The sequence below is a fragment of the Streptomyces sp. UG1 genome (assembly GCF_049974585.1).
In the GTDB taxonomy this organism is placed as follows: Bacteria; Actinomycetota; Actinomycetes; order Streptomycetales; family Streptomycetaceae; genus Streptomyces.
The window spans coordinates 1-21,817 of the sequence record NZ_JBNGGG010000055.1 but is presented as its reverse complement, the minus strand read 5'-3'; the positions used below and the strand labels follow the sequence as shown (position 1 = coordinate 21,817).

The window sequence follows — 21,817 nt, the reverse complement described above, 5'->3', positions numbered from 1 at the left end:
TCGGCGAGCTGATATATTTGAGGTATGTCAGAGTCGAGGGTGCTGATGCCACCAGTGCCGCGCGAAGGAAGAGGCAGCCGAATGATGACCAGTCCCGAGGTTTCCCCCGTGACTGACGCGGCGCCGATGTCATTGGCCGACCAGGCCTACGAGCGCCTCCGGGACCGATTGGTCATGCTCGACATCCGGCCCGGCGAGCCGATCAACGACAACCAGCTCGCTGCGGAGATCGGCGTTGGACGCACACCCGTTCGCGAGGCGCTCAAGCGGCTCGAGACCGACCATCTCGTGGTGTCCTACCCTCGCCGGGGCACCTTCGCCACCGCCATCGACGTGACCGAGCTGGGCGCGATCTCCGACATCCGCGAGCAGCTCATGCCGTTCGCGGCACGGCGGGCCGCCGTCCACGCCGGCGGCGCCATGCGGGACGCGCTGCGCGCCAAGGCCGACGAGGTGAGGAGCCTCGAGGGCCCGCTCGGTGACCACACCGCGATGATGCGGACGGACATGTCGCTGCACCGGCTCATCTACAAGGCGGCCGACAACCCGCACCTCGAGGACGTGCTGATCCGCTACGACAACCTGGCCACGCGCATCTGGTGCCTGGTCATCGATCGGCTTCCCGACCTCGCACACCACATCGTCGAGCACGCGGACCTGCTCGACGCCGTCGCTGACGGCGACGCCGACCGCGCCGAGCGCCTCACCCGTGAGCACATCGCCGGCTTCGCCCGAGAGATCCGCGGCGTGCTCTGACCGTCCGCACGCTCGCCGCCCGTCTGCACGCTTGTGTCACCCGGAAGAGCAATGCCCCCATGCCAGGAAGCCGGCATGGGGGCACGCGTATTTTCGTCGGGCCGAGCGATCAGAGGTCGAAGAGACCCTTCGGCTTCTCCCGGGCTTCCCGCTGCTCCGGTGCGGCCTCGCCCTTCGACTCGGACTGGGCCACCGGCTCCTCCTCGACGTCGAAGAGGGAGCCTGAAGGCGTGGGCTTCACGGTGGCTTCGGCTGTCGGCTCGGGTGCCTCGTCGGCCGGTACGTCGAAGAGTGAGGTGCCCGTGGTGGTTGGTGCGGGGGGCGTCTCGGCGGCGGGTTCGTCGAAGAGGGAGGCGCCGGAGGGTGTGTCGGCGGTGGGTGTGTCGAACAGGGAGCCGCCGGGGGGTGTGGCTTGGGTGGGTGTTTGGTCGAAGAGTGAGGTGCCCGTGGTGGTTGGTGCGGGGGGCGTCTCGGCGGCGGGCTCGTCGAAGAGGGAGGCGCCGGAGGCCGGCTTCGCGGGGGCCTCCACGGGTGTCTCGTCGAACAGCGAGGTGCTTGTGGTGGCTGGAGCGGTCGGTTCGGCTGTGGGTGTGTCGAACAGGGAGCCGCCGGAGGCAGGCTTCGCGGGGGCTTCGTCGAACAGCGATGTCCCGGTGGCGCCGGCGGCGGTGGGCTCGGCCGGAGCGGTGGCAGGGGTGGCCGGGGCGGGTGCGGCGGTGGGAGCGGCGGCGGGTGTCTTCTCCGCCTCGGGCGCGCTCTCGCCGGCCTTGACCGAGGCGAGCAGCATCTGTGCGACGTCGAGGACCTCGACCTCCTCGCGGGCCTCGGACTTGGCCTGGAGCGCCGTGACTCCGTCGGAGAGCATCACCCGGCAGAACGGGCAGCCGACCACGATCTGATCGGCACCGGTGCCGACGGCCTCCGTGCTGCGGTTCATGTTGATCCGCTCTCCGAGGCTCTCCTCCATCCACATCCGGGCACCGCCGGCCCCACAGCAGAAGGACCGCTCCGAGTTGCGCTCCATCTCGACGACCGTAGCGCCCGGCAGCGCCGACAGCAGCTCGCGCGGCGGGCTGTAGACCTGGTTGTGCCGGCCGAGGTAGCACGGGTCGTGATAGGTGATCGACCGCGTGTTCGTACCGGGCTCGGGGGCGACCGGCTTCAGCCGGCCCTCGCGCACCAGCCGGTTGAGCAACTGCGTGTGGTGGACGACCTCGAGCTCGATACCGAATTCCTTGTATTCGTTCTTCAGCGTGTTGAAGCAGTGGGCGCAGGTCGCGACCACCTTCTTCACCTTGAACTCCTTGAAGGTCTCGACGTTCTGCTGGGCCAGGGCCTGGTAGACGAACTCGTTGCCGGCGCGGCGGGCGGAGTCGCCGGTGCAGGTCTCGTTGTTGCCGAGTACGCCGAAGGAAACGCCGGCCATGTGGAGCAGCTCGGCGACCGCGCGGGTCGTCTTCTTGGCCCGGTCCTCGTAGGCGCCGGCGCAGCCGACCCAGAACAGCCAGTCGACCGACTCCAGCGACTCGAGGTCCTTGCCGACCTCCCTGACCTCGAACGGCAGGCCCTTGGCCCAGTCCATGCGCGCGCTCGCCGCCATGTTCCAGGGGTTGCCCCTGGTCTCGAGGCCCTTGAAGACCTGGTTGAGCTCGGCGGGGAAGTTCGACTCGATCAGCACCTGGTAGCGCCGCATGTCGACGATGTGGTCGACGTGTTCGATGTCGACCGGGCACTGCTCGACGCAGGCGCCGCACGTCGTGCACGACCAGAGCACGTCCGCGTCGACGACGAAGTCGCCGCCCTCGGGGTTGTAGGACTCCCCGCCCGCGTCGCCCTTGCCGATCAGCGCACGGTCGGTGTGTGCGGCCAGGCCGGCGGCCTTGAGGTAGGTGTGCTCGCGCAGGCCCTTCATCAGCAGCTTCGGCGAGAGCGGCTTCTGGGTGTTCCAGGCCGGGCACTGCGACTGGCAGCGACCGCACTCGGTGCAGGTGGTGAAGTCGAGCAGGCCCTTCCAGGAGAAGTTCTCGATCGCGCCGACGCCGAGCGCGGCGTCCTCGTCGAGGTCGTCGAGGTCCTCCAGGGTGATCGCCTTGCCGTCGACGGCGAGCGGCTTGAGAGCGCCCAGCGCCGTACGGCCCGAGGACTCACGCTTGAACCAGATGTTGAACCAGGCGGTGAACCGGTGCCAGGCGATGCCCATGGTCAGGTTGCGGCCGATGACGATCAGCCAGACCATCGCCAGCGCGATCTTGAAGAACGCGATGAAGTAGACGAGATTCTCGTTGGCGCTCTGGCCGGCGGGGTAGAGCGCTTCACCGATCCAGGAGGAGAGGGGGAAGTGCGCGCGGGTCGCGTGCTCGGGGTCGACGAGGTGGTATTCCGCGCCCCGGATGAACAGGATCGCCGCACCCTCCAGCAGGGCCAGGTACTCCACGAAGTAGGCCTGCCAGAACGTCGAGCCGAAGAACCGGCTCTTACGGCCCTCGCTGCGAGGGTGGTGTTTCTGCCGGTAGACGATCAGCCAGACGATGCCGACCGTGCTCAGCGCGCCGATGAACTCGCTGAACCACTCGAAGGGATACCAGTGGCCCACGATCGGCCACGCCCACTCGGGGTCGAAGAGCTGGACGTAGGCACCCACCACCGCGGTGCTCAGGAAGAGGAACGCCGCGAACACGAACCAGTGCATGATGCCGACCCAGGTCCACTGGAGCATCCGGGTGTGCAGCACGGTCTCCTTGAGCATGGTGACCGTACGAGCGACCGGATCGCCGGTGCGGCTCGGGCTCGCGGGCTGGCCCATCCGGATCACCCGGAGCATGCTCCGGACAGCGGGGACCAGGACGAACAGGGCGGCCAGCGTGAGCGCCAGCGACGCCACCAGGGCGAAGATCTGCATCAGGGCTCCTCAGGGACGGTCTTCTGGCCGGGGGTCGTGGCGGAGCCTTGTACGCCGGCCGGCAAAGCTGCATGTGGGTGCGGATCCGTGGGCGCGGATCCGGCTTTCCCACGGTGGACGGAACGGGTGGACGGAACGGAGGAGGCTGCGGCATCCCCTGCGGGCGCCGCAGCCTCGCTCCAGGGCGATGAGCTGCCTCGCGGTGTCAGAGCCTGTCTGCCGCGAGTCACTCAGCAGCCGTCGGCCACGGGCCTCACCCGCTCACCCCGCGCGACTTGAGCTCCTCGATGACCGCGGGGAGGACCTCGTGCATGTCGCCCACCACGGCGTAGTTCGCCTTGGTCATCATCGGAGCCTCGGGATCGGTGTTGATCGCCAGGATCGTCTTCGACGACGCGCAGCCGGCCCAGTGCTGGATGGCACCGGAGATCCCGCACGGGACGTACAGGTCCGGGCTGATCCGGGAGCCGGTCTGGCCGACCTGCTCGTGGTGGGGCCGCCAGCCCAGCGAGGTGACCACCCGGGAGACACCGACCGCGCCGCCGAGCAGCTCGGCGAGCTCGGTGACCGCGCCGAAGCCGTCCGCACCACCCGCGCCGCGCCCGGCGCCGACGACGACCTTGGCGGACTTCAGCGAGTCGGAGTGGTCGACCTCCTTGGTGCCGGTCGACACGACCCGCGCCACCAGGTCGGCCTCGGCGACCTCGGGGGTCACCTCCACCCAGGCGGCGGGCGACGCGCCCTCGACCGGCGACACGGACCACGAGTGGCCGGCGACGGTGAAGATGGCGGGCCGCTGGTCGAGCTTCATCTCCTCCAGGGCCGCCCCGCCGACCACCTGCCGGGTCACCACGAACGGCGCCAGGCCGTGGAACGCGGTCGCGTTGGCGGCCATGGGCACGTCGAGCCGGGCGGCCAGATGCGCCAGCACCTCGTTGCCCCGGGGCGAGCCCGCGGCGGTGATCACGACGGAGCGGGTCGATTCGCGGATCGCCTGCAGTGCCGCCGCCCAGGCGGCCCCGGAGTACGCCGTGAACGCGTCGCCCACCGCGTGCTGGACCTCGGCCGCGCCGTGCGTGCCGAGCTCGGCCGCCAGCGCGTCGCGGTCCTCGACCGCGCCCACCACGACCGCGCGGATGGCGATGCCGCCGCCCTCGGCCGCCAGCGACCGGGCGAAGGCGAGCGTCTCCAGCGAGATCTCGCTCGCGGTGCCGTTCTCGGTCTCGATCAGCACCAGAATCATCGGGTCACCCCCAGCTTTGCGAACAGGTCGGCGACCGCGCCGGCCGCCTCCGGGCCCTCGCCCAGCACCTCGACCGTCGACGGCGCGGGCGGGGGCAGCAGCAGCCGCACCCGGCTGGCTCCGGCGGGCTCGGCCGCCAGCGCCCGGGTCTCGATCTGGACCTTCTTGGCCGCCATCCGGCCCTTCAGCGTCGGATAGCGCGGCTCCACCCCGCCCTCGAGCAGGGTGGCGACCGCGGGCAGCGGCAGCGAGTAGGTCTCCTCACCGTCGGGGCCGTCGCCCCGGGCGGTCAGGTGGCCGTCGGCCACCTCGACCGTCGACACGCCGTTGACCACCGGCCGGCCGAGCGCGTGGGCCAGCCGGATGCCCACCTGGAAGTCGCCGCTGTCGGCGGCGTCGTTGCCGAGCAGGATCAGGTCGTACGTCGTGCCCGCGGCCTCCTTCTCGCGTACGACGTGGGCGATCTCCCGGGCCACGTCGGCCGGGCCCAGCCGGGTCGGCTCCGCCTCCACCAGTACGGCGGCGTGGCAGCCGAGCGCCAGTGTGTCCCGCAGCTGCTCGGCGGCCTCGGACGGGCCGACGGTCAGCAGCGTGACCGTGCCGCCGGTCGCCTCGGCGGTCTGGACCGCCAGCTCGACCGCACAGCTCTCGTGGTTGCTCACGGTGAAGCCGACGTACCTCCCGTCGACGCCCTGCTGGTCGTCGGTGAGCAGGACCTCACCGGAGGAGTCGGGGACCCGCTTGATGCAGACCAATACGTTCGTCATCGTTCACCTTTCATGGTCTCGACGGTGCCGAGCACTGACAGCACCGCCATCAGCGGATCCGCTCGTTGTCCGGGTCGAAGGGGGGCGTGGCGTCGTTGGTGAGCACGGTCACGGGGTAGAGCTCCTCCATGTAGGAGACCGCGAGCTCGTTGCCGACGCGTGCTTCCGCGGGCGGCAGGTACGCCATCAGCAGGTGCTTGCCCAGCGAGGGGGCCGAGCCGGCCGCGGTGACGTAGGGGTGGTGCCCGTGCCCGTCGACGAGCGCCTCGCCGGAGCGGTTGAGGATCGGCTCGCCGCCGAGCATGTACCGCTTCACCCCGGACGCCGACGTGTGGTCGTCGACGGCCAGCGTGCACAGCACCGCCGCGGGCTCGCTCGCGCGCTGCTCGAGGTAGGCCTCCTTGCCGATGAAGTCGGCGCCCTTCACCTTCGGCCGCTGCATGCCGGCCTCGACGATGGTGCGCTCGGCGTCGAGTTCGTGGCCGAAGGCCCGGTAGCCCTTCTCCATCCGCGCGGTGGTCACGTAGACGCCGATGCCGACCGGGCGGGTGCCGTACGGCGCGCCCGTCGCGAGCAGCTTGTCCCACACCGCCGCGGCCTGGTCGAAGGAGACGTACAGCTCCCAGCCGAGCTCGCCGACGTAGGAGATCCGGGAGGCCAGCACGGGGATGCCGCCGAGGTCGATCTCGCGGCAGCTGAGGAACTTGAAGCCCTCGTGGGACACGTCCGCGTCGGTGAGCTGCGACAGGATGTCGCGGGCCCGCGGGCCCCACAGGCCGATCGTGGAGACCTGGTCGGTGAGGTCCTCGATGGAGGCGTCGTCGCCGAGCTGGTCGGCGAACCACTTCTTGTCCGCCATGCCGTGCGCGCCGCCGGTGACGACCCGGAAGTGGTTCTCACCCAGGCGCATGACGGTGAGGTCGGAGATGAACCCGCCCTTGCGGTCGAGCACCGGGGTGTAGATCACCTTGCCGACCGGCACGTCGCACTGCGCGACGCAGGTGCGCTGCACGGCGTCCAGCGCGCCGGAACCGGTGATGTCGAACATCGCGAAGGCGGTCAGGTCGATGACGCCGGCGGCCTCGCGCATCCGCAGGTGCTCGGCGTTGATGATCGGGCTCCACCAGCGCGCGTCCCACTCGTGCTCGCGCGGCATCACGCGGTCGCCGTACACCTCGAGGAGGTCGGCGTTGGACTCGTACCACTGCGGCCGCTCCCAGCCGACCGCCTCGAAGAAGGCGGCACCGAGCTTCTTCTCCGAGTCGTACATCGGGGAGAGCCGCTGCCCGCGGTCGGACTCGTACTGCTCGGCGGGGTGGATGATCCCGTAGGTCTTGATGAACGACTCGGTGGTGCGCAGCCGGGTGTGCTCGCGGCGCTTCTGGTGGGGGTAGAAACGGGCGATGTCGCTGTGCGCGATGTCGATCTCGCTGTGGCCCTGGACCATCCACTCCGCGACCGCGCGGCCGACGCCCGGGCCCTCCTTGATCCACACCGCGGCCGCCGTCCACAGCCCCTTGACGTCGCTCTCGCCGAGGATCGGGTTGCCGTCGCAGGTCAGCGACAGCAGGCCGTTGATCGCGTACCGGATCTCCGCGCCCTCGGCACCCAGCAGCTCGGGCATCAGCTCGTAGGCCTGCTCGAGCTGCGGGTCGAAGTCCTCGGAGGTGAACGGCATCTCGGTGGGGCTGAGCTTGGCCTGCTCGATGCTCGGGATGTCCTCCGGCTCGTGCAGGATCGCCCGGTGGGCGTAGGACCCCACCTCCATGTCCGCGCCGTGCTGGCGCTCGTAGCAGAAGGTGTCCATGTCCCGGACGATCGGGAAGTTGATCTCGCCGGGCAGCCCGGACAGCTGCGGGCAGGGGCCGACGGAGATCATCTGGTGGACGGCGGGGGTCAGCGGGATGCTGATGCCGGCCATGTCGCCGATCTTCGGGCTCCACACGCCGCAGGCGATCACGACGTACTCGGCCTCGATGTCGCCCTTGTTCGTGCGCACCCGGCGGATCCGCCCGTCCTCGACGTCCAGGCCGACCACCTCGACGTTGGGCACGCTGGTCAGCGCGCCGCTCGCGATGGCGCCGTCACGCATGATCGTGCCGGCCCGCAGGGAGTCGACGACGCCGACGCTCGGCGTCCAGAAGGCGCCGATGAACTGGTCTTCCTCGATGAACGGCACCTTCTCCTTGACGAACGCGGGAGAGACCAGCTCCGCCTCGATGCCCCAGGCCTTGGCGCTGGACATCCGGCGGCGCAGCTCCTCCATGCGCTCCTCGGTGCGCGCGATCTCGAAGCCGCCGGACTCGGTGAAGACGCCCAGCTCCTTGTACTGCCGCACCGAGTCCAGCGTCAGATCGGTGATCTCGCGGGAGTGGTCGACGGGGAAGATGAAGTTGGAGGCGTGACCGGTCGAGCCACCGGGGTTGGGCAGCGGGCCCTTGTCGATCTGCACGATGTCGCGCCAGCCGAGCCGGGCCAGGTGATGGACCAGGCTGTTGCCGACGATGCCGGACCCGATCACGACGCATTTCGCCTGGGGCGGAACCTCTGCCATGGCGGCCTCCTTCAGGGTGACACGCAACTGATATACTAGTTGCAAGCACGCTATATGGCAGTGGGGTGGCGGTCAAGGGGGTCGCACTCACTCAAGCGACTTTCGTGCGGCCGACAAAGACTCTCCCCGATCCTTGACAGGCCTGATCTACCAGGATTCACTAACTCGTATATCAGTTAGATGTCAGATCGGTTAGATGTCAGCCAGTCAGTGGTCGAAAGCGAAAGGAGCACGCCGGTGAACGCACAGCTGCTCGATGGCAAGGCGACCGCCGCCGAGATCCGCCGGGAACTCGCGGAGCGCGTGGCCAAGTTGAGCGCCACCGTCGGCCGCCCGCCGGGTCTGGGCACCGTCCTGGTCGGCGACGACCCCGGCAGCCACGCCTACGTGGCCGGAAAGCACCGCGACTGCGCCCAGGTCGGAATCGCGTCCATCCGCCGGGACCTGCCCGCCGACGCCTCCCAGCAGCAGGTCGAGGAGACGATCGACGAACTCAACGCCGACCCGGCCTGCACCGGCTACATCGTCCAGCTCCCGCTGCCGCGCCACCTGGACGCGGGCCCCGTACTGGAGCGCATGGACCCGGCCAAGGACGCCGACGGCCTGCACCCCGTCAACCTCGGCCGGCTCACCCTCGGGGTCGAGGCCCCGCTGCCGTGCACCCCGCGCGGCATCGTCGAACTGCTCCGCCGCCACGACGTACCCCTCGCCGGAGCGCGGGTGTGCGTGATCGGCCGCGGCATCACCGTCGGACGCCCCATCGGCCTCCTCCTCACCCGCCGCTCCGAGAACTCCACCGTGACCCTGTGCCACACCGGCACCAAGGGCCTGGCCTGGCACGTGCGCGAGGCGGACATCGTCATCGCGGCCGCCGGCTCGCCCGGGCTGGTCACCAAGGACATGCTGCGCCCGGGCGCGGCGGTCCTGGACGTCGGCATCACCCGCACCGACCAGGGTCTGGTCGGCGACATCCACCCGGACGCCGCCCAGGTCGCCGGATGGCTCGCGCCCATGCCCGGCGGAGTGGGCCCCATGACCCGGGCGATGCTGCTCGCCAACGTCGTCGAGGCCGCGGAGAGGAACGCCGGCGCCGCGTGAGCGTGCCGGACCCGCAGGACCCGGCGTCCCTCACCGACGAGGAGTGGGCCCCGCTACCTCTTCTTCCGCGACAACACCAATGGCCCCTTCGCCGAGCGCTGGAGCCATGCGGCGGGCTGCCGCCGCTGGTTCAACGCGGTACGAGGACCCGACACCACCATCCCATTCCCCCACGCACCCGCAGGGGGCTGTACCTGGCAACGGTAGTGCGCGCTCCTCGTCACGGCCCCCGCGCCCGGACGACCCTGGGCCGCACGCAGGTCGTCCTGGTCGCCCGGGACGTCCTCAGGGGCGGATTCTGGGTCCTGGTGCGCCTGACGTTCGCCGGCTGTCTGGCGGACTGGCTGCTCGACGCGGCGACGAGTACATCTGACCGACCTCGGCGGGGACATCCCGCCGCCCCTGTGGGAGCTTCGCCGAGGGGCTCCCACAGGGCTTCCTTCCGTAGGTTTCCTGATACGCATCGAAAGTCGGACGCTCGTGACCACCACGACCCACGCCACCACCCCTCCCCACCCGGGAACGCCCGAACTCCACCCACAGGGGCTGCCGCGGCCCGGCCGGACGCTGGTCATGGGCGTCGTGAACGTCACCCCGGACTCCTTCTCCGACGGCGGGCTGTCGTTCGCCGCGGACGCGGCCGTCGCGCACGGGCTCGCGCTGCTCGAACAGGGAGCGGACATCGTGGACGTGGGCGGTGAGTCGACGCGCCCCGGCGCGGCGCGCCCGCCCGTGGAGGAGGAGCTGCGCCGCGTCCTGCCCGTGGTCCGGGAACTCGCCGCGGCGGGCGCGATCGTCAGCGTCGACACCATGCGGGCAGAGGTCGCCGCCCGCGCGCTGGACGCGGGCGCCCGGCTGGTCAACGACGTCTCGGGGGGCCTCGCGGACCCCGCGATGCTGCCGCTGGTGGCCCGGGCGGGCACGCCGTACGTGATGATGCACTGGCGTGGGCACTCCGCCGGCATGCAGGCGAACGCCCGCTACGACGACGTCGTCGGCGACGTGCTCGACGAGCTCCGCCTGAGGATCGAGGCCGCGCTGGAGGCGGGGATCGGGCCCGGCCGCCTGATCATCGACCCCGGCCTCGGCTTCGCCAAGGCACCCGAGCACAACTGGGAGCTGCTGGGCCGCCTCGGGGCGGTCCGTGCCCTGGGCCACCCCGTCCTCGTGGGCGCGTCACGCAAGTCGTTCCTGGGCCACTTGCTGGCCGACCGGACGACGGGACAACCGCGTCCGCCGCGGCAGCGTGACGCCGCGACCACCGCCGTGTCCGTTCTCGCCGCGGCGCAGGGCGTGTGGTGCCTGCGGGTGCACGATGTCGCCTCGACGCTCGACGCGGTACGGGTGACGGCGCGCTGGGGCATGGAGGCGGAGGCGTCGGCGCCGTCGCCGCTGGGGGGATGAGCACCCCGGCTCAGCCCAGGTAGCCCATCCGGCGGCTGACCTCCTGCGCGCCGCCGATCAGCACGGGCCCGACTTCGTGGATGCGCTCCTCGGTGAAGCGGTACGTGGGGCCGGAGGCGCTGAGGGCGGCGATGACGTCACCGTCCCGGGAGCGGATCGGGGCCGCCATGGCGTGCAGCCCGATCTCGAGTTCCTCCAGCGCCACCGCGTATCCGCGCTCCCGCGCCTCGGCGAGGTCCTTCTCCAGCTTCGCCCTGACGGTCAGGGTGTGCGGCGTGAGCTTCTGCGTCCCCGACGCCGCGAGCACGTCGGTGCGCTCCTTCTCCGGCAGGTGGGCCAGCAGGATCTTGCCGCTCGACGTGGCGTGCACCGGCGTGAGCTTCCCGACCCAGTTGTGCGTGCCCACCGCGCCCGGGCCGCGTACCTGGTAGAGGTTGACCGCGTAGTGCTCCTGCAGGACCGCGACGTTGACGGTCTCGCCGATCTCCTCGCTGAGCCGCTCGCACACCGGCCGGCTCTGCTGGGTGATGTCGAGTCGGCCGGTGACCGCGCCGGCCAGGCGCACGAGCCCGAAGCCGAGCCGGTACTTGCCCCGCTCGGCGGTCTGCTCGACCAGACCGCGTGCCTCCAGCGCCCCGAGCAGACGGAACGCGGTCGACTTGTGGACGTCGAGTTCCGCGGCCACCTCGCTGACACCCGCCTCGCCGCGCTGGGCCAGGATCTCCAGGACGCTGACGGCCCGGTCGACGGACTGCACCCCGCTCGGCGGAGGGCCTGTTGTTTCGCCATCTGCAATGTGGTTGCCCATGGCGCAACTGTAGTGCGATTGCCGGTGTGCGGCGAGGGGGGCGCGGGGAGTGGACTTCGCACACTAAGGCCGGCCGTTCGTCAGCGGAAGACCACTGTGCAGTTCCCGTTCACGAGAACCCGGCTCTGGCTGTGCCACTCCACGGCGCGGGCGAGTACCTGGGCCTCGACATCGCGGCCGATGGTGACCAGCTCGTCAGGGTCGCGCGAGTGGTCCACGCGCACGACGTCCTGCTCGATGATCGGGCCTTCGTCGAGGTCGGGCGTGACGTAGTGCGCCGTGGCCCCGACGAGCTTCACACCACGCTGATGTGCCTGGACGTACGGCCGGGCCCCCTTGAAGCTCGGCAGGAAGGAGTGGTGGATGTTGATGGCCCGGCCGTCGAGCTGCTTGCACAGGTCGTCGGAGAGGATCTGCATGTAGCGGGCCAGCACCACCAGGTCGATGTCCAGCTCGTCCACGAGCTCCAGCAGCCGTGCCTCGGCCTGCGCCTTGGTCTCCTTGGTCACCGGGATGTGGTGGAAGGGGATGCCGTAGCTCTGTGCCAGCGCCTCGAATTCGCGGTGGTTGGAGACGATCGCCGGGATCTCGATGTTGAGCGCGCCCGTGGACTTGCGGAAGAGCAGGTCGTTCAGGCAGTGGCCGAACTTCGACACCATGATCAGCGTGCGCGTCGGGGTCGAGGCGTCGTGCAGCTGCCAGTCGATCCCGTACGTCCGGCTGACCGGGCCGAAGTCGGTGCGCAGGTCCTGCAGCGAGACGCCGGGGTCCGAGACGTCGAAGTGCACCCGCATGAAGAAGCGGTCCTGCAGCCGGTCGTCGAACTGCCGGCTCTCCAGGATGTTGCCGGAGTGGTCCACGAGAAAGCTGGTCACGGCGTGGACGAGGCCGGCCTGGTCGGGGCACGAAAGGGTGAGGACGAACTCGCTGCCGGGCTGCGGTCGGGGAGACATGCCATCCTCCGGTCGTCTGGTGCGTATTGCGAAACGCGATGAGTGATACGCAACATGCTCCACTGTGGACGACCGGGCGGTCAAGAGGTGGTGCGTGGAGGGCCGGGCGCCCGGGTCTTCTTGGGAAGTTCGCCCGACCAATCTCTTGACAGTGGATGTCCGCGAGGAGACAGTTTGGGCGGCCGTTGCTCATGGTGAAGAAGGTTGCGCAATATGCAACCTACGCGCTCGGCCGTCCCTCTGCGAGGAGATCGACCGTGACACACGAGGTACGGGCCGTAGTCGCCCGGAAGAAGGGCGCACCGGTCTCGGTGGAGACCATCCTGGTGCCGGACCCCGGCCCGGGTGAGGCGCTGGTGCGGGTGCAGTCCTGCGGCGTCTGCCACACCGACCTGCACTACCGGGAGGGCGGGATCAACGACGAGTTCCCCTTTCTGCTCGGCCATGAGGCCGCGGGTGTCGTCGAGGCGGTGGGCGAAGGCGTCACCGATGTCGCGCCCGACGACTTCGTCGTCCTCAACTGGCGTGCGGTGTGCGGCACTTGCCGGGCCTGCGGCAAGGGCAAGCCGTGGTACTGCTTCGCCACCCACAACGCGACCCGGCCGATGACCCTGGCCGACGGCACCCCGCTGTCCCCGGCCCTCGGCATCGGCGCCTTCGCCGAGAAGACCCTCGTCGCCGCCGGCCAGTGCACCAAGGTCGCCCCGGCCGCCTCGCCCGCCGCGGCCGGTCTGCTCGGCTGCGGGGTGATGGCCGGATTCGGTGCCGCGGTCAACACCGGCGGCGTGGGCCGCGGCGACTCGATCGCGGTGATCGGCTGCGGCGGCGTGGGCATGGCCGCGATCGCAGGCGCCAAGGTCGCCGGCGCCTCCCGCATCATCGCCGTGGACGTCGACGAGCGGAAGCTGAAGTGGGCCGAACAGTTCGGCGCCACCGACACCGTCGACTCCTCCCGGACCGACGCCGTCGCGGCGATCCGTGAGCTCACCCGCGGCTTCGGCGCCGACGTCGTCGTGGACGCGGTGGGCCGACCCGAGACCTTCAAGCAGGCCTTCTACGCCCGCGACCTGGCCGGTACCGCCGTCCTGGTCGGCGTCCCCACCCCGGAGCTGACCCTCGACCTGCCCCTGCTGGACGTCTTCGGCCGGGGCGGCGCCCTGAAGTCCTCCTGGTACGGCGACTGCCTGCCCTCCCGCGACTTCCCCGCCCTGATCGACCTCTACCTCCAGGGCCGCTTCGACCTGGGCGGCTTCGTCACCGAGACGATCTCCCTGGACGACGTGGAGGACGCGTTCGCCAAGATGCACCACGGCGACGTACTGCGCTCGGTGGTGCTCCTGTGACCGCGCGCATCGAACGCCTCGTCACCTCCGGCACCTTCGAACTGGACGGCGGCCGCTGGGAGGTCGACAACAACGTCTGGCTGATCGGCAACGACGACGAGGTCCTGGTGATCGACGCCGCGCACGACGTCGACGTGATCGCCGCCGCCGTCGGCAACCGGCGCCTGGTCGCCGTCGTCTGCACCCACGCCCACAACGACCACGTGGGCGCCGCCCCGGCCCTCGCCGCCCGCTACGGCGCGCCGATCCTGCTGCACCCGGCCGACGCCGTGCTGTGGAAGACGGCGCACGCCCCGAGGGTGCCCGGCTTCTGGGAGCTGATCGACGGCGAGGACCTGATCGTGGCCGGCGTCGAACTGCGGGTGCTGCACACGCCCGGGCACTCTCCCGGCTCCGTGTGCCTGTACGTGCCCGAGCTGAGCGCCCTGTTCTCCGGCGACACCCTCTTCCAGGGCGGCCCCGGAGCCACCGGCCGGTCCTTCTCGGACTTCGACACCATCATCGCCTCCATCCGCGACCGACTGCTCACCCTCCCCGCCGACACCACCGTTCACACCGGCCACGGCCCCACCACCTCGATCGGGGCCGAGGCGCCCCACCTCGACGAGTGGATCGCCCGCGGCCACTGACCGCCCGTCACCGCCGCCGAACCCCTCTTCGACCCCGGGATGCCGCGCATCCGCCGCTGAACGGGCCCCGAGCACCGGCAGCACCACACCCTCATCGGCAAGATTCCCAGGAGACGAACACATGGCCACTTCGTACGACGTGATCGTCATCGGCCTGGGCGGTATGGGCAGCGCAGCCGCCTATCACCTCGCCGCCCGCGGTCAGCGAGTGCTCGGCATCGAGCGCTTCGGCCCCGCCCACGCCCTCGGCTCCAGCCACGGCGGCTCCCGTATCTACCGACAGGCCTACTTCGAGGACCCGGCCTACGTGCCGCTGCTGCTGCGCGCCCGCGAACTGTGGCAGAAGCTGGCGGCCGACTCCGGCCGCGAGGTCTTCACCGAGACCGGCGGCCTCATGATCGGCCGTGAGGGGAGCGAGGCCTTCACCGGCACCCTGCGCAGCGCCCACGAGTGGGGACTGGACCACGAGGTCCTGGGCGCCGCCGACATCCGGCGCCGCTTCCCCACCTTCAACCCGGCGGCCGAGGACGTCGCCTTCTACGAGCGCGGGGCCGGCATCGCCCGGCCCGAGGCGACCGTCACCGCCCACCTGGACCTGGCCCGGGCCCACGGCGCCGAACTGCACTTCGCGGAACTCGTCCTCGGCTGGGAGGCCGACGGACCGGGCGGCAAGGCCTGGGTGGTCACCGACCGCGGCGCCTACACGGCCGACCGGCTGGTCATCGCACCCGGGGCGTGGGCGCCCAAGCTCCTGTCCGACCTGGGCGTGTCCGTGACGGTGGAGCGCCAGGTCATGTACTGGTTCCAACCCGAGGGCGGAATCCGCCCGTTCAGCGCCGAACGGCACCCGGTCTACATCTGGGAGGACCCGGACGGCACCCAGATCTACGGCTTCCCCGCGCTGGACGGCCCCGACGGCGGCGCCAAGGTCGCCTTCTTCCGCAAGGGCGTCCCCAGCGACCCCGACCACCTCGACCGCCGGATCCACCCGGACGAGATCGCGGCCATGGCCGAGTACCTGCGCCCGCGCATCCCGACCCTGCCCGGCCGCTTCCTCAAGGGCGCGGCCTGCATGTACGCCAACACCCCGGACGAGAACTTCGTGCTCGCCCGGCACCCCGAGCATCCGCAGGTGACGGTGGCCTGCGGATTCTCCGGCCACGGGTTCAAGTTCGTCCCCGTCGTCGGCGAGATCCTCGCCGACCTGGCGACCACCGGCACCACCGACCACTCCATCGCCCTGTTCGACCCTCGCCGCGTGCGCGTCTGACACTTACCGATATTTTCCGAAGGTGACGAGATGTCCATCACGAATCTGCCGCCCAGCCTGATCCCCACGCTGTCCGGCGAGTACTACACCGACCCCGAGGTCTTCGCCCAGGAGCAGGAGCGGGTCTTCGAGGCCATGTGGTTCTGCGTGGCCCGCGCCGCCGATCTGGACAAGCCCGGCGCGTTCCGCACCTACCAGGTGGGCCGCGAGAGCGTGCTGGTCTCCCGCGCGCGGAACGGCTCGATCAAGGCGTTCCTCAACATCTGCCGGCACCGCGGCGCCAAGCTGTGCACCGAGGAGTCCGGCGAGGTCAAGCGGGCCTTCCAGTGTCCGTACCACGCCTGGACCTACGGCCTGGACGGCAAACTGGTCGCCGCGCCCAACCTGACCTCGATGCCGGACATCGACCGGACCGAGTACGGCCTGGTCAACGTCCATGTGCGGGAGTGGCTCGGCTATGTGTGGGTGTGCCTCGCCGACGAGCCGCCGTCCTTCGAGGCGGACGTGCAGGGCGATGTCGTCGCGCGGCTGGGCGACGCCGAGTCGATCGAGCACTACGACATCGAGAACCTCTCGGTCGGCAGGCGGATCGTCTACGACGTGAAGGCGAACTGGAAGCTCATCATCGAGAACTTCATGGAGTGCTACCACTGCGCCACGATCCACCCCGAGCTCACCGAGGTGCTGCCGGAGTTCGCGGACGGCTTCGCCGCCCAGTACTACGTCGGCCACGGTGCCGAGTTCGGCGAGGAGGTGCGGGGCTTCACCGTCGACGGTTCCGAGGGCCTGGACCGCATTCCGGGTGTGGCCGAGGATCAGGACCGCCGTTACTACGCCATCACCGTCCGGCCGCAGGTCTTCATCAACCTCGTGCCCGACCACGTCATCTTCCACCGGATGTTCCCGATGGCCGAGGACCGCACGGTCGTGGAGTGCGACTGGCTGTATCTGCCGCATGTCGTGGAGAGCGGCAAGGACGTCAGCCGGTCCGTCGAGCTCTTCCACCGGGTCAACCAGCAGGACTTCGACGCCTGCGAGCGCACCCAGCCGGCGATGAGCTCGAAGGCGTACGCCAAGGGCGGCGTCCTGGTGCCCAGCGAGCACCACATCGGCGAGTTCCACACCTGGTTGCAGAACAAGCTCGAGGTCGGTCCCACGCACTGACCCCGCCCCAGAACGCCCGCCCACCTGCTGTTGCGGCCCCTCCGGCAGGTGGGCGGGCCATTGGGCCGTCATGTGGAGATCCGACAGGAGGGGAGGCCAACCAACATTGACGGCCAATACTTGCTGCATGGACAGGTCCAGATCACGGCGCCCCTCGATCCGTCGGCCTTCCGCGCTGAATGTGCACAGCGTCGCGGGCCAGGTCTTCATCCTGCAGGTGGCCGTCGTCGTGCTGCTGGTGATCGCCGCGGTGACGGCCCTCGTGCTGCAGGCCCGGAGCGCGAGCCTGCAGGAGGCCAAGGAGCGCTCGCTCGTCGGCGCCGAGACCTTCGCGCACGCCCCGGGGACGCTGGCCGCCATGAAGTCCCCCGATCCCAGCGCCCTGCTCCAGCCGCAGGCGGAAGCGGCACGGAAGAACTCCGGGGTCGCCTACATCATCGCGTTCGACACGAACGGCATCCGCTGGACCCACCCCGACCCGAACCTCATCGGCAAGCATGTCGTCGGCTCCTACGCCGAGGCGCTCGCGGGCCGTGTGCACCAGGAGACCTACGACACGCCCGGTGTCGGCCGCGCGGTGGACGCGATGGTTCCCGTCTTCGACACCGACGGCGAGGTCGTCGGACTGGTCTCCGTCGGCATCACGCTGCAGAGCATCAACGAGCGGGTGACCGAGCAACTGCCGCTGCTGATCGGCTCCGCAGTCGTCGGGCTCGCGCTGGTCACGAGCGGATCGGCGCTGGTGAGCCGGCGACTGCGGCGGCAGACCCACGGCTTGGATCCGGCCGAGATGACACGGATGTACGAACACCACGACGCGGTCCTGCACTCGGTCCGGGAGGGCGTGGTCGTCGTCAGCGGCGAGGGGCGGCTGCTGCTGGCCAACGACGAGGCGCGCCGGCTGCTGGATCTGCCCGAGGACGGGGAAGGCCGACCGGTCACCGGACTCGGGCTGGCCCCGCGGGCCGCCGCGCTGCTCACCTCGGGCCGGGTCGTCACCGACGAGGTGATCCTGGCCGGGGAGCGGCTGCTGGCGGTCAACCTGCGGCCGACCGCCCCGACCGGGAGCGTGGCGACGCTGCGGGACACCACGGAGCTGCGCGCCCTGGCGGGACGGGCCGAGGTGGCGCGCGAACGCCTGGAACTGCTCTACGACGCCGGGGTGCGCATCGGCACCACGCTGGACGTGGTGCGCACCGCCGAGGAACTGGCCGAGGTCGCGGTTCCCCGGTTCGCCGACTTCGTCACCGTCGAACTGCTGGACGCGGTCCGCCAGGGCGAGGAGCCGAACGGCGACGTGCGCCCGAGCATGGACCGCATCGCCGTACGCGGGATCCGGGACGACCACCCGCTGACCCCGGCGGGGGAGCGGATCACCTTCGTGCCGAGCATGCCGCAGGCGCAGGGGCTGCAGAGCGGTCACGCCGTGCTGGTGCCCGAGCTGAGCGGCGCGCCGCACTGGCGGGCGCAGGATCCCGAACGGGCGCGACGCGTCGTGGACTTCGGTATCCACTCCCTGATCACCGTGCCGCTCCAGGCCCGCGGCACGGCCCTGGGCATGGTGGACTTCTGGCGCTCGGACCAGAAGGCGTTCACGCGCGACGATCTGGCCTTCGCCGAGGAGCTGGCCGCACGTGCGGCGGTCGCCATCGACAACGCCCGCCGCTACACCCGCGAGCACACCATGGCGGTCACCCTGCAGCGCAGCCTGCTGCCGCACGCCCTGCCCGAGCAGTCGGCGCTGGAGGTGGCCCACCGCTACCTGCCGGCCCAGGCCGGGGTCGGCGGGGACTGGTTCGACGTCATTCCGCTGCCCGGGGCCCGCGTCGCCCTCGTCGTCGGCGACGTCGTCGGCCATGGCCTGCACGCCGCCGCGACGATGGGCCGGCTGCGCACCGCGGTGCACAACTACTGTGGCCTCGATCTCTCCCCGGACGAGCTCCTGAGCCACCTGGACGAGCTGGTCGCGCGCATCGACGAGAGCGAGACCGCCGACTCGGAGAGCGAGCCCGTCACCGGAGCCACCTGCCTGTTCGCGATCTACGACCCGGTCTCCGGCCACTGCACCGTCACCCGGGCCGGCCACCCCGGGCCCGCCGTGGTCCACCCCGACGGCTCCGTGACCTTCCCCGACATCCCGGTCTCACCCCCGCTCGGCCTGGGGGCCGGCCTGCCGATCGAGACGGCCGAACTTCCGTTGCCCGACGGCTCCCGACTCGCCCTGTACACCGATGGGCTCGTCGAGGACCGCGACCGGGACATCGACGTCGGCCTCGAACTCCTCCGGGGCGCGCTGGCGCACCCCGACCGGACCCCGGAGCAGGACTGCCAGGCCGTGCTCGACGCCCTGCTGCCCGACCGCCCCCGTGACGACATCGCCCTGCTGGTGGCCCGCACCAGGCGGCTCGACCCGGACCGGGTCGCCGACTGGGACGTACCCTCCGACCCCGCGGCCCTGGGCCCGCTCCGAGCCGCCTGCGCCCGCCGCCTGGAGGCCTGGGGCCTGGACGAGATCGCCTTCACCACCGAGCTGATCCTCAGCGAACTCGTCACCAACGCCATCCGCTACGGCGGCGATCCCATCCGTCTTCGTCTGCTGTACGACCGCGACAGCCTGATCTGCGAGGTCTCCGACGGCAGCAGCACCTCCCCGCATCTGCGCCGCGCGGCCACCACCGACGAGGGCGGCCGAGGGCTGTTCCTCGTCGCCCAGTTCGCCCGGCGCTGGGGTACCCGGTACACCGATCGCGGCAAGGTCATCTGGAGCGAACAGTCCCTGGACGCCGCCGAATCCGGGCTCGACGAAGCCATGGGCGACCTGCTCCTCGACCAGTGGGACGAGCCGACTCTGTAGGTTGCGGATCGCGCAACCTACAGCATCATCAGAAATTCAGGTGCGCCGCCTCCCTTGACAACGCCCGCACCACGCGGAAAGCATGTTGCGTATAGCGATTGTAGTTGTGTTATGCGAGACAACTCCCCGTCTGGAGCCGGCATGAGGAGCATCACCGTCGTCGGAGCGTCGCTGGCCGGCCTGAGCACGGTCCGCGCGCTGCGCGCAGAGGGCTACGACGGCGAGATCGTCGTCGTGGGGGAGGAGCGCCACACCCCCTACGACCGCCCCCCGCTGTCCAAGGACTTCCTCAAGGGCGACATCGACGCCGACGCGCTCGCGCTGGGCGACGCGGACGAGTACGAGGTCCTGGACGCGCAGTGGCTGCTCGGCGAGCGCGCGACGCGGCTCGACCCCGTCGCCCGCACCGTCACCCTGGCCTCAGGACGGCATGTGCGCACCGACGGCGTCGTCGTCGCGACCGGCGCCACCCCCCGCACCCTCCCCGGCACGGACGGCCTGGCCGGTGTCCACACCCTGCGCACCCTGGACGACGCCCAGGCCCTGCGCACCGAACTGCTGGACGGCCTGCCCCGGGTCGTCGTCATCGGAGCGGGGTTCATCGGCGCCGAGGTGGCGTCCACCGCCCACCGGCTCGGCCTGCACGTCACCGTCGTCGAGGCGCTCGACGTACCCCTGGAGCGCCAGCTCGGGCGCGAGATGGGGCTGGTGTGCTCCTCGCTCCACAGCGATCACGGGGTCCGGCTGCTGTGCGGAACCGGCGTGGCGGAACTCGTCGGCGAGGGCCGGGTCACGGGCGTACGGCTGGCGGACGGACGTCTGCTGCCCGCCGACATCGTGGTGGTCGGGGTGGGCGTGCGGCCCAACACCGACTGGCTCGCCGGCTCCGGGGTACAGGTGGACGACGGCGTGGTCTGCGACGCCGGCTGCTCGACCGGTGTCCCGCGTGTGGTCGCCGTCGGTGACGTCGCCCGCTGCCCCCACCCGTTCACCGGACGGCACGCCCGCATCGAGCACTGGAGCAGCGCCACCGAGCAGGCGAAGACCGCCGCCCGCACACTGCTGACCGGTGTGCCGGCCGCCGCCCCGCTCACCGCGCCGTACTTCTGGTCCGACCAGTACCAGGTGCGCATCCAGGTCGCCGGACACGTCGCCCCCGGCGCCGAGCCCGAGGTCGTCGAGGGCGACATCGACAGCCGCGCCTTCACCGCCGTCTACCGGCGCGAGGGCACCCCCGTCGCCGTCCTCTCCCTCAACCAGCCGAAGTTCTTCAACCGCCTCCGCCGCACCCTCGCCCCCGCCGCCGCGGCCGTCGTGTCATGAGCTCCGCGCCCCGACCCTCCGTGGAACCCGCAGGGGAGAGCGGAGCGAGCATCCCTCGGCACCTCCGCTACACCTGGGACCACGAGTGGCTGGTCGTGGACGAGGGCAACGCCACCGTCGGTATCACCGCGTTCGCGGCGAAGGCCCTGGGTGACGTCGTCCACCTGCGCCTGCCCGAGGTCGGCAGCTGGGTCGAGGCGGGGGAGAGCTGTGGCCGGATCGAGTCACGGACCGCCGCCAGCGGCCTGTACGCCCCAGCCTCGGGCCGGGTCCTGGAAGTCAACCCCGCACTGACCGACGACCCCGGCGTCGTCAACGCCGCCCCCTACACCGGCGGCTGGCTGTTCCGGCTGCGGGTGGAGAACATCGCCGGCGCGCTGACCGCCGATGCCTACGCCGCCCACTGTGCCCACACCGAAGGAGACCGCCGATGACCCTCTTCAACCAGCCCCTGCACGAACTCGACCCCGAGGTCGCCGCCGCGGTCGACGCCGAGCTGGAGCGTCAGCAGTCGACCCTGGAGATGATCGCCTCCGAGAACTTCGCGCCGGTCGCGGTGTTGGAGGCGCAGGGCTCGGTCCTGACGAACAAGTACGCCGAGGGCTATCCGGGCCGCCGTTACTACGGCGGCTGTGAGCACGTCGACGTCAGCGAGCAGATCGCCATCGACCGGATCAAGGAGCTGTTCGGCGCGGAGTACGCGAATGTGCAACCGCACTCGGGCGCCTCCGCCAACCAGGCCGCCCTGTTCG

The 21,817-nt window shown here is 70.7% G+C and carries 15 protein-coding genes and 4 pseudogenes; 13 read left to right on the top strand and 6 right to left on the bottom strand.

Annotated elements, in window-relative coordinates; translation table 11 throughout:
- Window positions 1-108 precede the first annotated feature (108 nt).
- Window positions 109-756, top strand: a complete 648-nt coding sequence (locus tag ACP4J3_RS43775; protein ID WP_426542610.1) for a GntR family transcriptional regulator — start codon at window positions 109-111, stop codon at window positions 754-756.
- Between the two features lie 727 nt (window positions 757-1,483).
- Here ACP4J3_RS43775 and ACP4J3_RS43770 read toward each other — a convergent pair.
- From ACP4J3_RS43770 to ACP4J3_RS43755, 4 genes and pseudogenes are all read right to left on the bottom strand, one after another.
- Window positions 1,484-3,655 (bottom strand): annotated as a pseudogene (locus ACP4J3_RS43770) ((Fe-S)-binding protein); the annotation flags it as partial.
- A gap of 253 nt (window positions 3,656-3,908) precedes the next feature.
- A complete protein-coding gene (locus ACP4J3_RS43765; RefSeq protein WP_426542608.1) occupies window positions 3,909-4,898 on the bottom strand; it encodes an electron transfer flavoprotein subunit alpha/FixB family protein in 990 nt (329 codons plus the stop codon).
- Complete coding sequence (locus ACP4J3_RS43760; protein WP_426542606.1) at window positions 4,895-5,665, bottom strand: electron transfer flavoprotein subunit beta/FixA family protein; 771 nt, start codon at window positions 5,663-5,665, stop codon at window positions 4,895-4,897. The genes ACP4J3_RS43765 and ACP4J3_RS43760 overlap by 4 nt, the downstream gene beginning before the upstream one ends.
- 49 nt (window positions 5,666-5,714) lie before the next feature.
- The gene (locus tag ACP4J3_RS43755; RefSeq protein ID WP_426542604.1) at window positions 5,715-8,219 is read right to left on the bottom strand and encodes a GcvT family protein; all 2,505 of its coding nucleotides are present in this window, start codon (window positions 8,217-8,219) and stop codon (window positions 5,715-5,717) included.
- Window positions 8,220-8,456: 237 nt separating this feature from the next.
- Between ACP4J3_RS43755 and ACP4J3_RS43750 the strand changes: the two genes are divergently transcribed.
- The 4 genes and pseudogenes from ACP4J3_RS43750 (at window position 8,457) to folP (ending at window position 10,721) form a co-directional block, all read left to right on the top strand.
- Window positions 8,457-9,317 carry a bifunctional methylenetetrahydrofolate dehydrogenase/methenyltetrahydrofolate cyclohydrolase gene (locus ACP4J3_RS43750; RefSeq protein ID WP_426542602.1) on the top strand — a complete coding sequence of 287 codons (861 nt, stop codon included), beginning with the start codon at window positions 8,457-8,459 and terminating at the stop codon, window positions 9,315-9,317.
- A 2-nt stretch (window positions 9,318-9,319) separates the two neighbouring features.
- Window positions 9,320-9,473: pseudogene (locus ACP4J3_RS43745) on the top strand (sarcosine oxidase subunit delta); the annotation flags it as partial.
- A 53-nt stretch (window positions 9,474-9,526) separates the two neighbouring features.
- Window positions 9,527-9,679, top strand: a pseudogene (locus ACP4J3_RS43740) (sarcosine oxidase subunit gamma); the annotation flags it as partial.
- Window positions 9,680-9,797: 118 nt separating this feature from the next.
- Window positions 9,798-10,721 carry a dihydropteroate synthase gene (folP, locus tag ACP4J3_RS43735; RefSeq protein ID WP_426542600.1) on the top strand — a complete coding sequence of 308 codons (924 nt, stop codon included), beginning with the start codon at window positions 9,798-9,800 and terminating at the stop codon, window positions 10,719-10,721.
- Between the two features lie 10 nt (window positions 10,722-10,731).
- Here folP and ACP4J3_RS43730 read toward each other — a convergent pair whose 3' ends face one another.
- Window positions 10,732-11,529, bottom strand: a complete 798-nt coding sequence (locus ACP4J3_RS43730; RefSeq protein ID WP_426542598.1) for an IclR family transcriptional regulator — start codon at window positions 11,527-11,529, stop codon at window positions 10,732-10,734.
- 80 nt (window positions 11,530-11,609) lie between these two features.
- Window positions 11,610-12,482 (bottom strand): formyltetrahydrofolate deformylase, encoded by an 873-nt coding sequence (gene purU, locus ACP4J3_RS43725; protein ID WP_426542596.1) that lies wholly within the window; start codon window positions 12,480-12,482, stop codon window positions 11,610-11,612.
- A gap of 257 nt (window positions 12,483-12,739) precedes the next feature.
- On the opposite strand from purU, the gene ACP4J3_RS43720 reads away from it, so the two are divergent.
- The 8 genes and pseudogenes from ACP4J3_RS43720 to ACP4J3_RS43685 form a co-directional block, all read left to right on the top strand.
- A complete protein-coding gene (locus tag ACP4J3_RS43720; protein WP_426542594.1) occupies window positions 12,740-13,825 on the top strand; it encodes an S-(hydroxymethyl)mycothiol dehydrogenase in 1,086 nt (361 codons plus the stop codon).
- Window positions 13,822-14,454 (top strand): MBL fold metallo-hydrolase, encoded by a 633-nt coding sequence (locus ACP4J3_RS43715; RefSeq protein WP_426542592.1) that lies wholly within the window; start codon window positions 13,822-13,824, stop codon window positions 14,452-14,454. The genes ACP4J3_RS43720 and ACP4J3_RS43715 overlap by 4 nt, the downstream gene beginning before the upstream one ends.
- A gap of 121 nt (window positions 14,455-14,575) precedes the next feature.
- The gene (solA, locus tag ACP4J3_RS43710) at window positions 14,576-15,724 is read left to right on the top strand and encodes an N-methyl-L-tryptophan oxidase (protein ID WP_426542590.1); all 1,149 of its coding nucleotides are present in this window, start codon (window positions 14,576-14,578) and stop codon (window positions 15,722-15,724) included.
- 30 nt (window positions 15,725-15,754) lie between these two features.
- Window positions 15,755-16,888 (top strand): aromatic ring-hydroxylating oxygenase subunit alpha, encoded by a 1,134-nt coding sequence (locus ACP4J3_RS43705; RefSeq protein ID WP_426542589.1) that lies wholly within the window; start codon window positions 15,755-15,757, stop codon window positions 16,886-16,888.
- Window positions 16,889-17,015: 127 nt separating this feature from the next.
- Window positions 17,016-19,742, top strand: coding sequence for a SpoIIE family protein phosphatase (locus ACP4J3_RS43700; RefSeq protein WP_426542588.1), 2,727 nt, complete (start codon window positions 17,016-17,018; stop codon window positions 19,740-19,742).
- 141 nt (window positions 19,743-19,883) lie between these two features.
- Entirely contained in the window at window positions 19,884-21,065 is a 1,182-nt protein-coding gene (locus ACP4J3_RS43695; RefSeq protein ID WP_426542586.1) for an NAD(P)/FAD-dependent oxidoreductase, read from the top strand.
- Window positions 21,062-21,499, top strand: a complete 438-nt coding sequence (gcvH, locus tag ACP4J3_RS43690) for a glycine cleavage system protein GcvH (protein ID WP_426542584.1) — start codon at window positions 21,062-21,064, stop codon at window positions 21,497-21,499. Before ACP4J3_RS43695 ends, gcvH begins: the two co-directional genes overlap by 4 nt.
- Window positions 21,496-21,817 (top strand): annotated as a pseudogene (locus ACP4J3_RS43685) (serine hydroxymethyltransferase); the annotation flags it as partial. The gene gcvH and the pseudogene ACP4J3_RS43685, both read left to right, overlap by 4 nt.